Origin of the sequence: Xanthobacter pollutisoli (genome assembly GCF_040044995.1) — a bacterium.
Taxonomy (GTDB): Bacteria; Pseudomonadota; Alphaproteobacteria; order Rhizobiales; family Xanthobacteraceae; genus Xanthobacter.
In genome coordinates this window covers 70,880-88,419 of record NZ_JBDZDP010000001.1, presented here as the reverse complement: position 1 = coordinate 88,419, position 17,540 = coordinate 70,880, and the positions used below count along the sequence as shown (strand labels likewise).

Genomic DNA, 17,540 nt, shown 5'->3' with positions numbered 1-17,540 from the left:
ATCCTCCGCGCTGACTGTCCGCCTCTCCCGCCGCCGCGCCGGTGATCGCTGTCGGCTGCAACGCGCGGCACGCCATCCGCATATCGCTTACCCAGGAGCCATTCATGGCGACGCTGCTTCTCGGCGCGGCCGGCGGCCTCATCGGCGGCGCGCTGTTCGGACCCATCGGCGCGGTGGCAGGCCGCGCCCTCGGCGCGCTCGGCGGCTCGGTCGTCGACGGCGTGCTGTTCGGCGGCAACCGCGCGCGCCGCGCGGAGGGCCCGCGCCTCACCGATCTCGACGTGATGGCCTCCACCGCCGGCGCGCCGCTGCCGCGCCTCTACGGCCGCGCCCGCCTCGCCGGCCAGGTCATCTGGGCCACCCGGCTGAAGGAGGTGAAGAAGGAGGAGACCCAGTCCCTCGGCGGCAAGGGCGGCAGCCTCTCGGCCTCCACCACCACCTACACCTATTACGGCAATTTCGCCGTGGCGCTGTGCGAGGGGCCGGTCTCGCGCATCGGCCGCATCTGGGCCGACGGCAAGCTGCTCGACACCCGCCGCCTGCACCTCACCTTCCACCTCGGCGGCGCCGACGAGGCCCCTGATCCCTTCATCGAGGCGAAGCAGGGCGCGGCGGGCACGCCGGCCTATCGCGGCGTCGCCTACATCGTGTTCCAGAACCTGGAACTGACCGACTACGGCAACCGCCTGCCGCAGGTGACGGTGGAGGTGGAGCGCGCCATCGGCGCGCTGGAGCGCCAGGTGAAGGCGGTGACGGTGATCCCGGGCGCCACCGAATTCGGCTACGACCCGCGGACCATCCGGCAGGTCCATGGCGAGGCCAGCTACAGCCCCGAGAACCGGCACGTCTCCACCTTCGTCAGCGATTTCGAGGCCTCCCTCGACCAGCTGCTCGGCGCCTGCCCGAACCTTCAGCGGGTCTCCCTCGTCGTCTCCTGGTTCGGCGACGATCTGCGCGCCGGTGCGTGCGCGGTGCGCCCCAAGTGCGAACGCTTCGCCAAGCTCACCGCACCGGCAATCTGGAGCGTGGGCGGCGAGACGCGTCTCTCCGCGCCCGCCGTCTCGCAATATGACGGCCGCGCCGCCTATGGCGGAACCCCGTCCGACGACAGCGTGGTGCGCGCCATCCGGCGGATGGCGGAGGCGGGCCTGAAGGTCACGCTCAATCCTTTCGTCATGATGGACATCCCCGCCGGCAACGCGCGCCCGGATCCCTGGACCGGCGCCCCCGACCAGCCCGCCCATCCCTGGTGCGGGCGCATCGTGTGCGATCCGGCGCCGGGGCGGCCGGGCACGGCGGACGGGACGGCCGGATGCCGCGCACAGGTGGAGGCGCTGTTTGGCGCCGCCGCGCCGGACGACTTCACCCGCATCGGCTCCAGCGTCGTCTATCACGGTCCGGAGGAATGGAGCCTGCGCCGGATGGTGCTGCACTATGCCCATCTCGCCGTGGCGGCGGGGGGCGTGGAGGCGATCCTCATCGGCTCGGAGCTCGCGGCCCTCACCCGCCTCACCGATGACGCCGGCGCCTTTCCGGCTGCCGAGGCACTGGCTGCCCTCGCGGCCGACGTGAAGGCGGTGGTGGGGCCGGACATCCTCGTCTCCTACGCCGCGGACTGGACGGAATACGGCGCGCAGGTGCTGGCCAATGGCGACGTGCGCTTCCCCCTCGATGGGCTGTGGGGGGCGCCGGCGGTGGACTTCGTCGGCATCGACTATTACCCGCCGCTCGCCGACTGGCGCGACGGCAGCGCGCATCTCGATGCGGCCCTTGCCGCGACGCCGCACGAGCGCGCCTATCTGAAGGCCAACCTGCGGGGCGGCGAGGCGTTCGACTGGTTCTATGCGGACGCTGCCGCCCGCGCCGCGCAGGCGCGCAGCCCCATCGCCGACGGCGCCTTCGGCGAGCCCTGGGTGTTCCGCCAGAAGGACCTGTGGTCGTGGTGGGCCAATGCCCATCACGAGCGCATCGGCGGAGTGCGCAGCGCATTCCCCACCGCGTTCGCGCCCGGGGCCAAGCCCATCCGCCTGATGGAGGCCGGCTGCCCGGCGGTGGACAAGGGCGCCAACCGCCCGAGCGCCTTCCCCGATGCGAAGTCCGCCGAGAACCTCTTGCCACCCTTCTCCACCGGCGCGCGGGACGATCTCATCCAGCGGCGGGCGCTGGAGGCGGTGCTCGCCACCTTCGACCCCGATGCCGGGGCGGACGATGCCGACAATCCGCCCGCCGCCCTCTACGACGGCCGCATGGTGGAGGAGGGCGGCGTCTTTCTCTGGACGTGGGATGCGCGGCCCTATCCCCAATTCCCCTATGCCGACGATGTGTGGGCGGATGGGGCAAACTGGGCCAGCGGCCACTGGCTCACCGGCCGCCTCGGCGGCGCGCCGCTGGACGCGCTGGTGGCGACGCTGGCCACGGATTTCGGTGCTGGCGACGTGGACAGCTCCGCCCTCGCCGGCGCGGTGGAAGGCTATGTGGTGGAGCAGCCCATGGCGGCGCGCGCCGCGCTGGAGCCGCTCGCCCGCGCCTTCGCCTTCGAGGCGGGGGAGGCGGACGGGCGCATGGTGTTCCGCCCGCGCGGGCAGGGGCCGGTGACCGACATCGGCACCGACGATCTGGTGTGGTCGGACGATGCCCCGCTGGTGCAGGTGACGCGCGCCCAGGAGAGCGAGCTGCCGCTGGAGGTGACCCTCGGCTTCGTCGACGGGCTGAAGGATTTTCGCCGCGCCACCGTCTCGTCCCGCCGCCTCGCCGGCGCGAGCCGGCACGCGACCCAGGCGGAGCTGGCGGTGGTGGCCTCCGACGCGGTCATGGTCCGCGCCGCCGACGTGTGGCTGCAGGACCTGTGGGCGGGGCGCGAGACCGCGAGCTTCACCTTGCCGCCCTCACACCTCGCCGTGGTGCCCGGCGACATGCTGCGCCTCGCCTTCGACGGCCGGACGCGCCTTCTGGAAGTGACGGCGGTGGAGGAGGCGGAGGCGCTGGCCGTCACCGCGAAGAGCGTCGAGCCGGAGGTGTTCGACGCCGCCCTCGGCGCGAGCGGGAGGGGCGCCGTGGCGTTGCCGGGCGCTTCCGGCCCGCCCGCCGTGATGGTGCTCGATCTGCCCGCCCTGTCCGAGGCCGAGCCGGTGCCGCTGCAATGGATCGCCGCCGCCTCCTCGCCCTGGCCGGGAACGCTGGTGGTCTGGCGCTCCAGCGACGGGGCGAGCTTCGAGGCGCTGGCGCCGGTGACCGCCTCCGCCACCTTTGGCACGTTGCTCGGGCCGCTGGCGCCGGGGCCGCTGTGGCGCTTCGACCGCGCCACCCGGCTCGACGTGGCGCTGCAATCCTCGCTCTTGGTCTCGGCCAGCGAAGCCGAGGTGCTGGCCGGCGCCAACGGCATCGCCTTGGTCGCGGAGGGCCGGCCGATGGAGATCATCGCCTTCACCGAGGCGGAACTGATCGACGCCTCGACGTATCGCCTCTCCGGCCTCCTGCGCGGTCTCGCCGGCACGGAGGCGGCAGGGGCGGAGCCGTGGCCCGCGGGCACGCGCATGGTACGTCTCGACGGCACGCTGGTGAACGTGGCGAGCGGCGTCGCGATGCTGGGGCGCAGCTTCGTCTATCGCGTCGGCTCGGCGCGGGACGACCAGGGCGCCGAGGAGGTGACGCAGGTCTCCGCCACCGTCTCCGGCACCGCGCTCCTGCCGCTCGCGCCGGTGCATGTGCGCGGGCGACGGACCGAGGCGGGCGTCGCCCTCTCCTTCATCCGCCGCACCCGCATCGCCGGGGACGGGTGGGACACGCTCGACGTGCCTCTGGGCGAGGCGAGCGAGGCCTATCGCGTCGAGATTCTCGACGGGACCGTCGTGGTCCGCGCCTACGAGGTCACGGTCCCCGCCGTGCTCTATCCGGCGGCCGACGAGATCGCCGATTTCGGCGCGCCGCAGGCGGTGCTCGCCGTCCGCGTCGCCCAGCGCTCCGCCAGCGTCGGACCCGGCGCCGCCGCCACGGCCCTCGTTCGTTCCTGAGCATCCCCCCATCCCGAGGTCCAGCCATGCCCGACCAGTCGGCGAACCTGGCGCTGCCCTATATGGCGGCGGCCCAGGCCCAGAAGCACGTCACCCACAACGAGGCGATCCGCCGGCTCGACGCCTTCGTGCAGCTGGTGCTGGAAAGCGCCACAGCGACGGCGCCGCCGCCGACGCCGGAGGAGGGCGCACGCTGGTTCGTGCCCGCCGGCGCCACCGGCGCCTTTGCCGGGCACGACGGCACGATCGCCGCCTTTGAGGCGGGGGTGTTCGACTTCCTGCCGCTGGCGGCGGGCTTCCTCGCCTTCATCCGCGACGAGGGGCGCCTCGCGCTCTTTGACGGCGGCGCGTTTGTGTCACCCATGGCGGCGAGCCTCCACCGCGGCGCCATCGCCGCGCGGGTGATCGAGGAGGACGTGGCGCTTGCGGGCGCCTTCGTCGAGACCGCGGCGCTCATTCCCGACCGGGCCATCGTGCTCGGCGTCTCCACCCGAACGCTGGTCGCGGCGAGTGGGGTGGCCTCCTACGACTGCGGCATCGCCGGCGAGCCGGCGAAGTTCGGCGGCAGCCTCAGCGTCGCCGCGGGCGCGACCAACATGGGCGTCATCGGCCCCACCGCGGTCTACGCCCCCACCGCCGTGCGCCTCACCGCCAACGGCGGCAGCTTTTCCGGCGGCAACGTGCGCGTCGGCCTGCACCTCCTCCTCCTCGCCGTTCCCGGCGCCTGATCCTCCGAGCGGAGCCTTCCCATGCCCTATGATCCGGCCCGCGATCCCCTCAACGGGCTCGCCGCATCCCTGTCCTCGCCGGCGCGGCGCCTCGCGCCGGTGACGCCGTCCGACACCCTCGACCTCGATCCCTACGCCAAGGCCCTGTGGGTGTTCGTGCCCGAAGACGTGGCCGGCGGATATGCCACCATCCGCATCACCACCGCCGGCACGCCCGACGAGGCGAGCGTGGACGTGCGCGCCCTGCCGGGGCTCCAGCCCCTGCCGCCCTGCCAGGTGCGGCGGGTGTGGGCGAGCGGCACCAGCGCGGGCCTGTCCATCTATGCCCTCGCGGACCGCTGAGGCCCGCCATGCTGGGCACCGGCGCCGATCTCCTGCGGACGGCGACGAACCGCGCACGCCCCATGCGGCCGCGCAGCGTCCCTCTGCCCCTTCCACCACCCGGCTGCGGCTGGGTCTTCATCACTGACCCTTCCGGCGCGCACCGTCCCGTCACCGTCACCGACGGCGAGGGACGGCAGCGGCCCGTCTACGCGGAGCAGACTGAATGACCGACTTCACCCTTCCCGGAATCTCGATCGTGGACGCCGTCGGCCGGCTGGCGGCCCTTGGCGCGCAGACTGTGGTGATCGCGGGCGACAGCATCACCCAGCAGATGGGCTATACCGACAACGTCATCACCCAGTTCGACATCTCCTACGCGGTGTGGGCCAACGCCCTCATGGGCGGCCGCTTCACCTTCGTGAACAACGCCGGCGTCGGCTCCACCAAGTCGGCGGAGATGCTGGCGACGCTGGACGAGAAGGTGATCGCCTACACCCCGGACTGGTGCTGGATGCTCATCGGCGCCAATGACGCCAACGCCTCGGTCGGCACCTCGGCGGAGATCATCGCCGCCTTCAAGGCGAACGTGACCGCCGCCATCGAGAAGTGCCGTGCGGCGGGCATCCGGGTGATGATCGGGACGATCATGCCCACGCTCTCCGGCAATTCGGCGTGGACCACGGAGCGGGTCTATCGCGTCTTCACCATGAACAGCTGGATCCGCTCGCTGCCTTCGGCCTATCCCGGCCTCGTGGTGGCGGACTTCGCCTCGGCGGTGGTGGACCCCACCAGCGCCTCGGCACAGCCGCGCGCCGGCTATCTCCAGGCCGACGACGGCATCCATCCCGGTCACAAGGGTGCCTATTACATGGGGCTGGTGGTGAAGGACGCGCTGGAGGGCATCACGCCCAAGGTGCCGCGCCTGGTCAGTTCGGTGGCCGATGCCTACGATTATCTCGGCTACGGCGACCAGCTGCTGAAATATCCGCTGTTCTCGCTGGCGACCGGCGGCGTCAATTCCACCTCCGGCACCATCACCGGCGACATTCCCTCCAGCATGTCGCTCTTGAAGAGCGGCACCTGGGGTGCGGGCTTCGGCACGTCCTCGGTGGCGGCGCGCGCCGACGGCTTCGGCAACGACTGGGTGCTGACCATCACCAATACCGGGGCTAACGACGACAACCTCTCGCCCTCGTCGGCCAACCTCAATGCGCGGGTGGCGGCGGGCGACAGGGTGTTCGCCACCGGCGTCGTCGCGGTGTCGGGCCTCGCCAACTGGAAGGGCTGCTCCATGTTCGTCGAGAGCACGTCCGGTGCCACCACCTACCGGGCCGGCGCTTTGGAACGGGCCACCACGGACGACCCGGCGGCCACCGCCGACAAGTTCGTGCAGACCGACCATGAGATGACCATGGTGACGGGCGTGCTCACCATTCCTGCCGGCTTCAGCACGCTCTACCTGCGGCTGCGCCCGCGATGGGCCGCGGCGGGCGGCACCGCCGTCATCAAGTGGGGCCGCGTCGGCCTGTGGAAGCTGCCGGCCGCCTGACGGCGGGGCGGACCTCGTTCCAGCCCGCGGCGCTCCGGCGCCGCGGGCTTTTCCGTTTCAGGGGATATCCATGGCGAAAGAGAGCTTTGCGCAGGCGCTGGCCGCGGTGCTGGTGCACGAGGGCGGCTATTCCAACCATCCCGACGATCCCGGTGGGCCGACCATGCGGGGCATCATCCAGCGCGTCTACGACGCCTGGCGCCGCGCCAAGGGGCTGCCGCCGCGCCCGGTGCGGCAGATCGAGGACGGCGAGCTCAAGGAGATCTACCGCCGCCAGTATTGGGACGCGGTGCGGGGCGACGACCTGCCCGCCGGCATCGACTATGTGGTGTTCGACGGCGCGGTGAATTCCGGCCCTGCCCAGTCGGCCAAATGGCTCCAGCGGGCGCTGGGCGTGCCGGCGGACGGGCAGGTGGGCGAGGTGACCCTTGCCGCAGCCCGCGCCGCCGCCGAGACCGGTCCCGGTGGTCTGGTGGACGCCATCTGCGACCGCCGCCTCGCCATGCTGAAGGCGCTCTCCACCTGGCGGGTATTCGGCAAGGGCTGGGGACGGCGGGTCGCCGACGTGCGCAAGCTCGGTCGCAGCTGGAGCACCGGCGGGCGGGCGCCCACGCCCGGCATTCCGGTGGGGGAGGGCGAGGCGGCCAAGGGCGCCCTCGCCAGCGCCCGGCCGGCGCCGAAGCCGGAGGCCGGGGCCGGGGCGGTGGCCGGCGGCGTCATCGCCTCCACGGTGGCGGAGGCGGTGCGGCAGATCGAGCCCCACGCCGCCGCCTCGCCCGCGCTGTCGACGGTCTTCGCGGGGCTGACGCTGCTGGGCCTCGCCCTTACCCTCGGCGGTCTCGCCTACGTCTGGTGGAGCGCGCGGGCGGCGGCGCGCCGCGCCGATGCGCTCGATCTGGTGCCGGGGCAGGGCAAGGCATGAGCGGCCTAGCCGAACGCGTGGCCGACACCCTCGGCTATGGCCTGCCGTGGTGGGTCTGGAGCCTGCCCGGCGTCGCCGCCGTCGTGCTGCTGCTGCGCCTGTTCGGGCCGAAGGCGGCGGCCGCGGCCGCGGTGGCGCTCGCCCTCATCCTCGCCCACCGGCGCGGCGCCCAGGCCGGCCGGGACCATGCCCTCAAGGAAGGAGAGCGCGATGCCACGAAGAGCCTTGCCGCGGCCGAGGCTGCGCGCGCTGCTGCCGCTCGCCGCGACGGCACTGCTGGCCGGCTGCGCGACGACGACGGGTTCCGGCGCGACTAGGGTCTATTGCGGCGCTGCCGCGCCGATCCTGTGGTCCGTCGCCGACACCGACGACACCATCCGCCAGGCCAAGGCTCACAATGCCGTGGGCCGACGCCTGTGCGGCTGGCGCTGAGGCGAGGTGGGCGCGGCCTGCGTCGGCATCGCCGCTGACAGCCGCGCAAGCCTCTGTCATTCTTGCCGCCCGTGTCTTAAGGAGGGCCGGTCGAACGCTGGAGGGGCGCCGTGCGTTTGTTGGTGATCGAAGACGATCCCGAGCTCAACCGTCAGCTTTTCGAAGCCCTCGGCGACGCGGGCTACGCGGTGGACCGCGCCTATGACGGCGAGGAAGGCCAGTTTCTCGGCGAAACGGAGCCCTACGACGCCATCGTCCTCGACATCGGCCTGCCCAAGCTCGACGGCATCTCGGTGCTGGAGCGCTGGCGCCGCGCCGGCAAGACCACGCCGGTGCTGATCCTCACCGCCCGCGACCGCTGGAGCGACAAGGTGCAGGGCTTCGATGCCGGCGCCGACGACTATGTGGCCAAGCCCTTCCATATGGAGGAGGTGCTGGCCCGCCTGCGCGCCCTTCTGCGCCGGGCCACCGGCCATGCCTCCAGCGAGCTGTCGTGCGGGCCGGTCCGCCTCGACACCCGCTCGGGTCGCGTCTCGGTGGACGGCAATCCGGTCAAGCTCACGTCGCACGAATACCGGCTCCTGTCCTACCTCATGCATCACGCCGGCCGGGTGGTGTCCCGCGGCGAACTGGTGGAGCATCTCTACGACCAGGATTTCGACCGCGACTCCAATACCATAGAGGTGTTCGTCGGGCGTCTGCGCAAGAAGCTCGACTGCGACGTGATCCAGACCGTGCGGGGGCTCGGCTATCTGCTGGCGGCCCCCGAACCGCCGCGCTGACGCGCCATGGCGTTGCAAGCGGCGGGCCGCCCGCCGGAATACACCCCCGGGTCTTTGGCCTTCCGCCTCGTGCTCTCGGCCATGGCCATCACCGTGGTGGTGCTGCTCGTGGTGGGGCTGGTACTCGCCCAGCTTTATCGCAACGCCGCCGAGCGGGCGTTCGACCGGCAGCTCGACATCTACCTCAAGATCATCGTGGCGGAGGTCGCCAACGCCGCCGACGAGCGCCTGCCCGAACCCGTGGCCCTCGGCGATCCGCTCTTCGCCTTCCCGAATTCCGGCTGGTACTGGCAGATCACCCTGGTGACCGGCGGCGCGCGCGAGCGGCGGACCTCCCGCTCGCTGGTGGAGGCGGCGCTCCCGCTTCTCGCCGACCAGGGCATACGCGGGCGTCCCGGGCTGATGCGGCAGGGCTATGCCCGCGGCGCCGGCGGCATGGAGCTGCGCATCGTCGAGCGCGACGTGGACCTCGGCGCGGACGCCCGCTACGTGGTCTCGGTGGCGGCCGCCTCGGCCGATCTGGAGGCCGAGATCGCCGCCTTCAACCTGGCGCTCGCGGGCACGCTGGTGGTGCTGGCCTGCGCCTTCCTGCTGGTGGTCATCATCCAGGTCCGGTTCGGGCTGCGGCCCCTGTCGCGCATCTCCCAGGTGCTCGCCGACGTGCGCTCCGGCAAGGCCGAGCGGCTCGACGGCACCTATCCCGTGGAGATCGTGCCGCTGGTGCGCGAGGTGAACGCGCTCATCGACGCCAACCGCGAGATCGTCGAGCGCGCCCGCACCCATGTGGGCAACCTGGCCCACGCGCTGAAGACCCCCCTCTCCGTATTGATGAACGAGGCCGGCACCCGCGACGACCCGCTTGCCGTGCGGGTGCGCGACCAGGCCGGCGTGATGCGGGACCAGGTGGCGCACCATCTGGAGCGCGCCCGCATGGCCGCCCGCGTCTCGGTTGTGGCGAGCGTCTGCGATGTGACTCCGGTGGTGACGGCGCTCGCCCGCACCATGGAGAAGATTCACCGTGCCAAGGACCTCGCCATCGACGTGCACATCGCCGACGACGTGCACTTCCGCGGCGAGCAGCAGGATCTGGAGGAGATGGTGGGCAACCTCGTGGACAATGCCTGCAAATGGGCGTCGTCGCGCGTGGAGGTGGAGGTCTGCGTCGGCCGGGCCCGCACCGTGCGCGACCGGGTGTATTTCCACGTCATCATCGACGACGACGGGCCGGGCCTCGATCCCGCCCGCCGCATGGACGTGGGGCGCCGCGGGCGCCGGCTGGACGAATCCAAGCCGGGCTCTGGCCTCGGCCTGTCCATCGTGCATGAGCTGGCGCTGCTCTACGGCGGCCGCTTCGAGCTCAGCTCCGCGCCCATCGGCGGGTTGCGCACCGAGTTGGTTCTACCGGCGGCCGCGGCGCCGCCGCCCCCGGCGTGACACGGCGGGGCGGTGGGTTGACGCAGCGCTGCAACAGCGGCCGCGAAACGCCTTCACGCCAGCGCGGCGCCGGCCTATGAGGAAGGACCAGCCTCGGTATCGCCCCAATCGTCCGCCCCATTCTCGCCCCATTGTACCGCGTGAGGCCCGCTCCATGACCGTCCGCGTGTTCCGTGTCCGTTCCGCGTCAGCCGCGATCTTCGCCTTGGCGCTGTCCGGCTGCGCGACCGACTCGGCCACCGGCAGCAAGGCCACGGCGGCGCTCGCGGCGTTGCCCACGGCGCCGGTCATGAGCGGGGCAGTTTCGGGCGGGCTCATCAGCGGCAGCATCGGCAACGGCCTCGACGAAGGCGACCGGCAGCGCGCCTACGACGCCGAGATCTCGGCGCTGGAGACCGGCAGTCCCGGCTATCCCATCGGCTGGAAGGGCGACGGCAACGCCCGCGGCACGGTCATCGCCGGGCCGCCCTACAACCGCGCCGGCTACCAGAGCTGCCGTGACTATTCCCACACGATTTATATCGACAACCGGCCCCAGATCGCCCGCGGCGCGGCTTGCCGCACGGCGGAGGGCCGCTGGCAGCCGGTGACCTGAGGGCGCCGGGCCGGCGGATGCGTCCGCGCGGAAGCGCGGGTCTTCGTGAGAGAACGCGGGGAGGCGTGGACCCGCCGCCTGAGGCGGAGCGGGTGCGGGCTCAACGCGGCCTGAGGCGCGCGCCGCCGCCCGTGGATTTTTCCCGGTCAGTAGGACATGAACAGCGGGACCTTGCAGTCCTCGAGGAGGGACTGGGTGACGCCGCCGAGCACCCATTCGCGCATGCGCGAGTGGTGGAACGCGCCCATGACGATGAGGTCCGCGCCGATGAGCGAGGCCTGCTCGCGCAGCGTCTCGGCGACCCCGTCGTGGCCGACCACGATGTTCTTCACATCCACATTGACCCCGTGACGGGCAAGGTGGGGCGCGAGCTCGGCGCCGGGGACCTCGTGCGCCAGCTCCTTCTCGGAACCGATGGCGAGCAGCTCCACGGACGCGGCCGACTGCAGGATGCCCATGGCGTCATTGACCGCGCGGGTGGCGCGGGCGCTGGCGTCCCAGGCGATCATGACGCGGGCGTGCTTGAACACGTCGACGCCCGGGGGCACCACCACCACCGGCCGGCCGCTCTCGAACAGTAGGGCCTCGATGAGGCCGCGGTCGGCGTTGACGGTGGCGACCTCGGCATCCAGCACGGCGACGTCGTGCACCCGCGCCTGGGCGATGAACAGGTCGACCAGCTGGCCGTAGGCAAGCTGCGGCGTCTCCACGCTGGCCGCGACGCCGGCCGCGGCAGCCTCGCCCCGCGCCCGCTCGGCCACATGGGCGGCGAGTTCGCGCAGGCGCCGGTTGTGGGAGGCGACGAGGTTGGATGCCATGTTGCTCAGGAAGGTGTTGCCCATCACCACCTTGAGGGACGCCGCCTGAATGGTGGCGTGGGCGCCCGACTGCTGCGCCATCGACAGGCCGTAGGCGAGGGCGGACGACGGCTCGTCGACTCCCTCTTCGGTCATGCCGATGAGGACGCTCTTAATGTTATGAACCATTTGGGTTTTCCTCCTCACTCAGGTGCAAAATACTGGATACGGTCCAGCTTCTCGTTGCGTCATGTCAACCGCATGACGTGAATTAGCTCCGCCGGAGTGGCGCCCGCGCCGGCATGACCTCGATGTCTTACCTGGGTTTGGCGCAGAATCCACAGCCGAGGTTGCCGCCTGTTCGCATCAGCAGCCGGGGCGTTCGCACGTGGCTGAAACGAGCAGGCCGTTACCGCTTGTCGTGGGCGAATCTCGGTCTAAAAGGGCTGAGGGGAGCTGCGATGATCGACGATCTGAACCTGTTCGCGAGCCAGCTGGTGACGCTCTGGGTGGTGCTCGAGCCGTTGAGCCACCTCAGCATGTTCCTGGCCACCACCGCCCATCTGAACCGGCAGGAGCGCCACAAGGTGGCGGCCATGGGCACGGCCTTCGCCTTCATGATCCTGGTGGTGTTCACGCTCATTGGCCGGCTGCTGCTTGAGGCGATGGGCATCTCCATCCTCGCCTTCCAGATCTCGGGCGGGATCATCCTGTTCTATTTCTCCATGACCATGATCTTCGGCGAGATGTCGGCCCACCCGATCACCGTCGATCCCGAGCGCCGTCTGCCCCAGCTCGCGGTCTATCCGCTTGCCACGCCCATCATCGCCGGGCCCGGCGCGATCCTCGCCATGGTGCTGTTCTCCGACAACAACCGCGACGCGCCGCTGTCCCATCACCTCATCACTGTGGCCGTGCTGCTGCTGATGATGTTCGTGCTGTTCGTCATCTTCTGGCTGAGCGACTATATCGCGCGGGTGATGGGGGAGGGCGGGGCGAGCCTGCTGCGCCGGGTCATGGGCATGCTGCTCGCCGCCTTCTCGGTCAATCTCGTGCTCAACGCCTTCCAGAAATGGCTCGACCTGCCGCCCATCTGACGCCTAGGCGGTGAAGGAGGGCAGACGTGCCCGCTGGCGCAGCGGCGCTGGAAGCGCCGCAACGCCCGCCCGCCATCCGTGTCGGGAGGCAGTCCCGTTCAGCTGTTCTCGAGCATCGCCAGCAGCCGGTAGCTGCCGCGGTAATAGAGCAGCGGATCGTCCTCGCCCTCCGCATGCATGTGCACCACGCGGCCGACGAAGATGACATGATCTCCCCCGTCGTAATGGGCATAGGGCACGCATTCGAAGACGGCGTGGGCCGGCGTCAGCAGCGGCGCGCCGAGGCGGCCGTCGGTCCAGGCCACGTCCGCGAACTTGTCCTCGCCCGCGCGCGCGAAGCGGTTGGAGATGTCCTTCTGGCTGCCGAGCAGGATGTTGACCGAATAGGCCGTCGCTTTTTCCAGCCGCTCCAGCGAGTTCAGCGTGCGCGCCATGCAGAACAGGATCAGCGGCGGATCGAGGGAAACCGAGGAGAAGGAATTCACCGTCACCCCGATGGGGCCTTGCTCGTCCTTGGCCATCACGACGGCAATGCCGGTGGCGAAGCGGCCGAGCGCGTTGCGCAGCTCGCGCGGGTCGAGGCGGGCGTCGAGATCAATGGTCGTCATGGAAACGGACTCGCTGAAATGGACCAATCCATCCATCATAATCCCACTCGATGGCACGCGCTCGGCTCCCGTTGGCGCGGCTTTCCGAAGCATAGTGCGTGAGACCTCGCGCACGCTGCGGCGGGTAGCCGGCCCCCGTCATCGCGCCGCGCGGGGCGGGCGATGACGGCGGTCGGGGACCTTGCCGTCAGAGCGGCTTCAGCCCCGCCTCGATGGCGGCGCGGCGGCCTTCCAGGAAGGGCGGCAGGGCGAGCCGCTCGCCCAGATGCTCGGCGGGCTCGTCGGCGGCGAAGCCCGGGCCGTCGGTGGCGAGCTCGAACAGGATGCCGTTGGGTTCACGGAAATAGAGCGAGCGGAAATAGAACCGATCGACCTTGCCGCTGTTGGGAATCCGCAGCTCCTGAAGGCGTCGCGCCCATTCGTCATATTCGTCGAAGCTGGTGACGCGGAAGGCGACGTGATGCACCGCGCCCGCGCCCTGTCCGGCGGGGGGGAGGCCGGGCTCCACCTTCACATGCAGCTCGGCGGCGGGGCCGCCCTCGCCCATCTCGAACACGTGGACGGCGCGGCCGTCCTCGGCGGAATAGGCGCGCACCTCCTTCATGCCCATCACGTCCTTCAGCACGACGGCGGTGGGGGCGAGATCGGGCACGGAGAGAAGGATCGGGCCGAGCCCGCGAATCTGGTGGGCCTGCGGCACCGGGCTCTTCGCCCAGGCGACGCCGGGACCCTTTCCTTCGTCCACGACGAGGGCGAGGCGCTGGCCTTCGCGATCCTCGAACGGCAGCTGGTGGCGGCCGTCTCGGGTCTCGATGCCGGCGTGGATGATGCCCGCGTCGGCGAGGCGGCCGGCCCAATATTCCAGCGCCGCCTCGTCGCGCACGCGCAGTCCCGTGCGCACCGCCGCATGGCTGCCGCGCCGTTCGCGGGCCACCGGCCAGTCGAAGAAGGTGAGGTCGGTGCCGGGATTGGCTTCGCCGTCGGCATAGAACAGGTGATAGGCCGAGACGTCGTCCTGGTTCACCGTCTTCTTCACCAGGCGCATGCCCAGCGTATTGGTGTAGAAGCGGTGGTTGTACGGCGCGTCCGCGGTGATGGCGGTGACGTGGTGAAGTCCGGTGAGCTGCATGGCCTGGATCTCCCGGGCGGGCCGCGAGCGAGCGCCCCGCCTCAAAATGGCGTGGACCTCAGATAAGCCCGCGACCTGCCGGGAGCGATAACCACGATCGCAAGCCGTCTTTGCGGGTATGCATGAACGGTGTAACCACTCCGGCTTGCGAGCTTGCTCGGATGCATTTTGCCTTCGCAGCGCCGGTAAAGCTGCACGGATGTAGGCGCCCATTCAGCATTTGAGCGGATCACGGTTCTGTCCGGTCAGGCTTTGTGCCATGAAGGCGTCTTGGGGGCTCAGGCAAAGGGTATCATGGTGGGGGAGAGGGGATTTCGGTCCGGCATGCGCTGGCGGCTTTTCGCGCTGGCGGCGTGCTTGCTTGCCATCGCCGGCTGCGCCGGGCGGCCGGGGCCGGATGCGCTGGTGCCCACCTCTGCCACCGCCGAGGGCGCGCGCGAGCATGTCATCCTCGTTGCCTCCACCCGCGAGCGCGACCCGCGTCCCGGCGTCTTCTTCAATGGCGAGCGCACGCCAGCCCTGAATTTCGCCAAGGTAGATATCTCGGTGCCGCCGGCCCACAAGCCTGGCGAGATCGAATGGCCCAAGAACGGGCTCGGCAATCCCGCCACCGACATGGTGGTGCGCGAGGCCGTCTATCGCGACACCGACCAGCAGTTCATACAGGACCTGAAGGCCGAGATCGCCCGCCGGCCGGCCGGGCAGCGCAAGATCTTCATCTTCGTGCACGGCTACAACACCATGTTCTCCGAGGCGCTCTACCGCCTCGCCCAGATGGCGCAGGATTCGGACGCTCCCGGCATCCCGCTTCTGTTCACCTGGGCGTCGCGGGCGACCACCGAGGGCTATGTCTACGACAACAACAGCGCCACCGCCGCGCGCGACGGGCTTGAGGAGACCATCCGCCTCGCCTTCGGCAGCGGCGCGGAGGAAGTCAGCATTCTCGCCCACTCCATGGGCAATTGGGTGACGGTGGAGGCGCTGCGGCAGATCCGGATTTCCGGCAGGGGCCTGCCGCCGAGCAAGATCGGCAACATCATCCTCGCCGCCCCCGACATCGACGTGGACGTGTTCAAGAGCCAGCTCAAGCGCTTCGGCAAGCCGGACAAGCCCTTCGTGGTCATCGTCTCGCGCGACGACAAGGCGCTCGGCTTCTCGGACTTCATCGCCGGCAAGAAGGAACGCCTCGGCCAGTATTCCAACGATGCCGAGCTGGTGGAGCTGGGCGCCGTGGTGGTGGACATGACCGACGTGAAGGCGCTGGACAGCTTCAACCACGGCAAGTTCGCCCAGCTGGCCGAGATCGCGCCCCAGCTGCGCGGCGCCATCGCCCGCGCCACCGGCGGGGCGGGGGGAGCCCCGGTGCAGGATCGCGTCGATCTCGACGGGGTGCGCATCAGCGGGCTGGAGCGCCTGCGGGCCCAGTCGCGGGCGCTCGACGGCGCCAAGCCCCAGCCGGCGGTCGCCACCCAATAGGGCCCTCGCGCAAGGGCGCCATGTCGGCCGCGCGCTTCCCCCGCGGGCGCGTTCGGTCTAAAGGCATCGCGCCATGGCCTATTCAGTCAAGGAAATGTTCCTCACCCTCCAGGGGGAGGGGGCGCAGGCGGGGCGTGCCGCCGTCTTCTGCCGGTTCGCGGGCTGCAATCTGTGGTCCGGCCGGGAGGAGGATCGCGCCGCGGCCCAATGCCGGTTCTGCGACACCGATTTCGTCGGGCTCGACGGCGAAGGCGGGGGCCGCTTCGCCGACGCGGCGGCGCTTGCCGACGCCATTCTCGCCACCTGGGGCGATGCCGGCACGGCGCGCCGCTTCGTCGTGTTCACCGGCGGCGAGCCGCTGCTCCAGCTCGATGCGGCCGCCATCGCCGAGGTGCACGGCCGCGGCTTCGAGATCGCGGTGGAGACCAACGGCACCCTTGCCGCGCCGGAAGGTCTCGACTGGATCTGCGTGAGCCCCAAGGCCGGCGCGGACCTGCGCCAGACCCGCGGCCAGGAGCTGAAGCTGGTGTTTCCCCAGCCGGGCCTGTCCCCCGACACCGTCGCGGGGCTCGACTTCACCCACTTCTTCCTCCAGCCCATGGACGGGCCGGACCGGCTCCGCAACACACAGGATGCGGTGGCCTATTGCCTCGCCCATCCGCGCTGGCGCCTGTCCGTCCAGACCCACAAGATGATCGGTATTCCATGACTTCCAGCCCCACCCCGCGCGCTTTGCCCGGCCGCGTGCGGATCACCCAGGGCTTCACCTTCGAGGCCGCCCATTTCCTGCCCAACGTGCCGGAGACCCACCGCTGCCGGCGCATGCATGGCCATTCTTACCGGGTGGACCTGACGCTGGAGGGCCCGGTGGATCCCGTCACCGGCTTCGTGGTCGACTTCTTCGACGTTGAGAACGCCTTCGGGCCGCTGCTGAAGCAGCTGGATCACTATTGCCTCAACGACATCGCGGGCCTGGAAAATCCCACCGCCGAGATCATCGCGGGGTGGATCTGGACGCGGATGAAGCCGGAACTGCCGGCCCTCGCCCGCGTCCGCGTCTACGAGACGCCCATGTCCTTCGCCGATTACAGCGAGGCGTAAGGCTCAGCCGGCCGCGGCGCGGCCGGCGAAGGTGTGGAAGGCGGCCAGCTGCTTCTTCACGAAGTCCTTGGTGCCCTGATCGGTCAAGACGCCGTCGGTGATCTTGGTGTTGGCCTGGGCCACCATGACCTCGGGGACGTTCATGACGGCAGCGTCCAGCGCCACCAGCACCTGCCGCAGATGATACTGCGCCCGCGCCCCGCCCATGGTGCTCGGGGAAGCGGACATGAGGAGGGTGGGCTTGCCCTTCAGCGGTTGCGGCTTGAGGCGTGACAGCCAGTCGAGCGCGTTCTTCAGGCCGCCGGGGACGGAATAATTGTATTCCGGGGTGACGATGACGATGGCGTCGGCGCCGCTCACCTTCTCGCCGCTCGCGGTCACCGGCGCGGGAAAGCCCTCGGCCTCGATGTCCCCGTCATAGATCGGCATCTGCGCGATGGAAGGCAGGATCTCCAGCTCCACGCCCTCCGGCGCGAGGTCCGCAAGCGCCCCCGCCAGCGCGGCGTTGTAGGACCCCTTGCGCACGCTGCCCACCAGCACGACCCATTTCATGGCT

At 70.5% G+C, this 17,540-nt stretch carries 17 protein-coding genes; 13 read left to right on the top strand and 4 right to left on the bottom strand.

Annotation, left to right across the window (positions count from 1 at the left end; all coding sequences use genetic code 11):
- Positions 1–104: 104 nt before the first annotated feature.
- The 9 genes from ABLE93_RS00405 to ABLE93_RS00365 all read left to right on the top strand — a co-directional run bounded on the left by ABLE93_RS00405 (position 105) and on the right by ABLE93_RS00365 (position 10,776).
- On the top strand, positions 105–4,010 hold the full coding sequence (locus ABLE93_RS00405; protein ID WP_348837079.1) for a baseplate multidomain protein megatron: 3,906 nt from the start codon (positions 105–107) through the stop codon (positions 4,008–4,010).
- Positions 4,011–4,036: 26 nt separating this feature from the next.
- Complete coding sequence (locus ABLE93_RS00400) at positions 4,037–4,738, top strand: DUF2793 domain-containing protein (RefSeq protein ID WP_348837078.1); 702 nt, start codon at positions 4,037–4,039, stop codon at positions 4,736–4,738.
- Positions 4,739–4,759: 21 nt separating this feature from the next.
- Positions 4,760–5,080, top strand: a complete 321-nt coding sequence (locus ABLE93_RS00395; RefSeq protein WP_348837075.1) for a spike base protein, RCAP_Rcc01079 family — start codon at positions 4,760–4,762, stop codon at positions 5,078–5,080.
- A gap of 205 nt (positions 5,081–5,285) precedes the next feature.
- Positions 5,286–6,611 carry an SGNH/GDSL hydrolase family protein gene (locus tag ABLE93_RS00390; protein WP_348837073.1) on the top strand — a complete coding sequence of 442 codons (1,326 nt, stop codon included), beginning with the start codon at positions 5,286–5,288 and terminating at the stop codon, positions 6,609–6,611.
- Between the two features lie 70 nt (positions 6,612–6,681).
- On the top strand, positions 6,682–7,533 hold the full coding sequence (locus ABLE93_RS00385) for a glycoside hydrolase family 108 protein (RefSeq protein ID WP_348837071.1): 852 nt from the start codon (positions 6,682–6,684) through the stop codon (positions 7,531–7,533).
- Positions 7,530–7,850 carry a hypothetical protein gene (locus tag ABLE93_RS00380; protein WP_348837070.1) on the top strand — a complete coding sequence of 107 codons (321 nt, stop codon included), beginning with the start codon at positions 7,530–7,532 and terminating at the stop codon, positions 7,848–7,850. The genes ABLE93_RS00385 and ABLE93_RS00380 overlap by 4 nt, the downstream gene beginning before the upstream one ends.
- A gap of 225 nt (positions 7,851–8,075) precedes the next feature.
- Complete coding sequence (locus ABLE93_RS00375; protein WP_348837068.1) at positions 8,076–8,747, top strand: response regulator transcription factor; 672 nt, start codon at positions 8,076–8,078, stop codon at positions 8,745–8,747.
- 6 nt (positions 8,748–8,753) lie between these two features.
- Positions 8,754–10,181, top strand: a complete 1,428-nt coding sequence (locus ABLE93_RS00370) for an ATP-binding protein (RefSeq protein ID WP_348837065.1) — start codon at positions 8,754–8,756, stop codon at positions 10,179–10,181.
- 154 nt (positions 10,182–10,335) lie between these two features.
- Positions 10,336–10,776 (top strand): RT0821/Lpp0805 family surface protein, encoded by a 441-nt coding sequence (locus ABLE93_RS00365; protein ID WP_348837063.1) that lies wholly within the window; start codon positions 10,336–10,338, stop codon positions 10,774–10,776.
- A gap of 146 nt (positions 10,777–10,922) precedes the next feature.
- Here ABLE93_RS00365 and ABLE93_RS00360 read toward each other — a convergent pair whose 3' ends face one another.
- On the bottom strand, positions 10,923–11,762 hold the full coding sequence (locus ABLE93_RS00360) for a universal stress protein (protein ID WP_348837062.1): 840 nt from the start codon (positions 11,760–11,762) through the stop codon (positions 10,923–10,925).
- A 272-nt stretch (positions 11,763–12,034) separates the two neighbouring features.
- On the opposite strand from ABLE93_RS00360, the gene ABLE93_RS00355 reads away from it, so the two are divergent.
- Complete coding sequence (locus tag ABLE93_RS00355; protein WP_348837061.1) at positions 12,035–12,670, top strand: MarC family protein; 636 nt, start codon at positions 12,035–12,037, stop codon at positions 12,668–12,670.
- Between the two features lie 98 nt (positions 12,671–12,768).
- On the opposite strand, the gene ABLE93_RS00350 is transcribed toward ABLE93_RS00355, so the two are convergent.
- Together ABLE93_RS00350 and ABLE93_RS00345 are read right to left on the bottom strand one after the other, a co-directional pair.
- The gene (locus ABLE93_RS00350) at positions 12,769–13,278 is read right to left on the bottom strand and encodes a flavin reductase family protein (RefSeq protein ID WP_348837058.1); all 510 of its coding nucleotides are present in this window, start codon (positions 13,276–13,278) and stop codon (positions 12,769–12,771) included.
- 187 nt (positions 13,279–13,465) lie between these two features.
- Positions 13,466–14,407, bottom strand: coding sequence for a ring-cleaving dioxygenase (locus ABLE93_RS00345; RefSeq protein WP_348837055.1), 942 nt, complete (start codon positions 14,405–14,407; stop codon positions 13,466–13,468).
- A 324-nt stretch (positions 14,408–14,731) separates the two neighbouring features.
- On the opposite strand from ABLE93_RS00345, the gene ABLE93_RS00340 reads away from it, so the two are divergent.
- From ABLE93_RS00340 to queD, 3 genes are all read left to right on the top strand, one after another.
- On the top strand, positions 14,732–15,883 hold the full coding sequence (locus tag ABLE93_RS00340; RefSeq protein ID WP_348837053.1) for an alpha/beta hydrolase: 1,152 nt from the start codon (positions 14,732–14,734) through the stop codon (positions 15,881–15,883).
- Positions 15,884–15,956: 73 nt separating this feature from the next.
- Positions 15,957–16,592, top strand: coding sequence for a 7-carboxy-7-deazaguanine synthase (gene queE / locus ABLE93_RS00335; protein ID WP_348837051.1), 636 nt, complete (start codon positions 15,957–15,959; stop codon positions 16,590–16,592).
- Positions 16,593–16,627: 35 nt separating this feature from the next.
- The gene (gene queD, locus ABLE93_RS00330; RefSeq protein ID WP_348838429.1) at positions 16,628–16,984 is read left to right on the top strand and encodes a 6-carboxytetrahydropterin synthase QueD; all 357 of its coding nucleotides are present in this window, start codon (positions 16,628–16,630) and stop codon (positions 16,982–16,984) included.
- 3 nt (positions 16,985–16,987) lie between these two features.
- Here queD and ABLE93_RS00325 read toward each other — a convergent pair whose 3' ends face one another.
- Positions 16,988–17,536, bottom strand: coding sequence for an NADPH-dependent FMN reductase (locus ABLE93_RS00325; protein ID WP_348837050.1), 549 nt, complete (start codon positions 17,534–17,536; stop codon positions 16,988–16,990).
- Positions 17,537–17,540 lie beyond the last annotated feature (4 nt).